Origin of the sequence: Brevibacillus sp. MCWH, assembly GCF_013096935.1 — a bacterium.
Lineage (GTDB): Bacteria > Bacillota > Bacilli > Brevibacillales > Brevibacillaceae > Brevibacillus > Brevibacillus aydinogluensis.
Genome location: NZ_SDLF01000078.1, coordinates 1 through 738, shown reverse-complemented (window position 1 = coordinate 738; position 738 = coordinate 1). Strand labels below are relative to the sequence as shown.

Genomic DNA, 738 nt, shown 5'->3' with positions numbered 1-738 from the left:
ACACAGATAGCTGTTGCATTTGCTTGCCGATCGGACAACTTATGACGCATACGCTTTGTGTACCGTTATGACGTTCTTCGCATCCTGCACACTTATCGAGCAATTGCAAGATTTGCAAACGAATTTGCTTTTTCTCTTCTCTTGTCACACCATCACCCCAGCATCCGCGATACAAAATCAATTTGAATGCCGCGCTTACGCATGTCAGCGACAACTTCAAAAAGCTGTGCGCGACGTAATTTCTTTTGTTCGATTACTTGCAGTTCATCTAATAAAAAGCGCAACTCCGACATTTCGATTTTCGCCGTTTCATAGTCGCGGTTTTGAAGCGATTCTTGTATGTACTCGACGCACCGCGATGCCTTTTGTAACAAATCCTCTTCTTGCAAAAAGAGCATATCTTGCATAACCTCTTCCTCCTTCTGAATGAATGACTAGACGTCTTCGCAATGACCATATGCATGTATTCTGGCGCGGCTCCCCTTTCCAGGATCGTCGCCCGCTCTCGCTCGGTCTAGTGTGCATACGCACCGATTGAAGTACAAGCTGATGGGCTGGGGGACACACCCATTTGCAGGCTGGGGAGATACCTGTTGCTTGTACTCCAATCGGCAAGCATGCGCTTGCCCTTCCTTTCGCAAATCGTTTATGCTAGAATATAATTGCAACGGTTGATTATTTATTGAGCGATGGCTAGTGTTGGCGCACTGGCCATTTTTCGTTTGTACCACTCTTGTT

1 protein-coding gene is annotated in these 738 nt (G+C 46.3%); it reads right to left on the bottom strand.

Annotated features, from left to right (window positions below):
- Positions 1-152 precede the first annotated feature (152 nt).
- Positions 153-407 (bottom strand): hypothetical protein, encoded by a 255-nt coding sequence (locus tag ETC00_RS19425; RefSeq protein ID WP_009362112.1) that lies wholly within the window; start codon positions 405-407, stop codon positions 153-155.
- Positions 408-738: the final 331 nt, after the last annotated feature.

Coding starts and splice junctions, on each gene's coding strand:
- ETC00_RS19425 (WP_009362112.1), bottom strand. CDS start 407: ATGCAAGATATGCTCTTTTTGCAAGAAGAGGATTTGTTACAAAAGGCA.